Source organism: Clostridioides sp. ZZV15-6598, assembly GCF_020657705.1.
In the GTDB taxonomy this organism is placed as follows: domain Bacteria; phylum Bacillota; class Clostridia; order Peptostreptococcales; family Peptostreptococcaceae; genus Clostridioides; species Clostridioides difficile_F.
Genome location: NZ_JAGWCS010000309.1, coordinates 1 through 611, shown reverse-complemented (window position 1 = coordinate 611; position 611 = coordinate 1). Strand labels below are relative to the sequence as shown.

Genomic DNA, 611 nt, shown 5'->3' with positions numbered 1-611 from the left:
AAAGAAAAAGGTAAAATTAAAGAAATAAAACCTGATAAAACATTTAGTAAGCCACAACAAGTCAAAATGCCAAGTTATTTAAAAGAAAATAGTGGCCTTTATGCTTCTTCAAATATGCTAAAAGTTGATGTTAACGATAATGGTACTCTAACAGTATCTTCTCCGTACATAGAAAATGGACCTGAAGATAAATATGTATACATAGGTCAAGATAGATTCGTATCCGAAAAAGGTAATAGCTGTATCAAATTTGTAAAAGAAAAAAATAATATCACATACTTGCACATAAGCTCTTATGATGATGTTCCTGGATTAGGTCAAACTGCAAGTGTAAATTATGCAGCTCAAAAAGTAAGTTCTAACAATATATCTGATAGTATCAAAGAAGCATGGGAAAAAAGATCTAATAAAGGTTACTATCTAATAGATGAAAAATATACTTCTCAAAGCTATATGTTTGGCTCTGTTAAAGCAATTTTTGGTATTTCTGATAAAACTCCAGGGTTTTTAATTAATACTAAAATAGTAGATGAGAATAATTCAAATGCTTTTATAGAAATACCTGGTGTAATGGGTCGTGATTTGAGTGATATCAAACTGTATAAAGAAAA

General features: G+C 29.0%; 1 pseudogene. It reads left to right on the top strand.

The annotated features are described in order from the left end of the window. Positions 1 to 611: pseudogene (locus tag KGF50_RS21785) on the top strand (penicillin-binding protein); the annotation flags it as partial.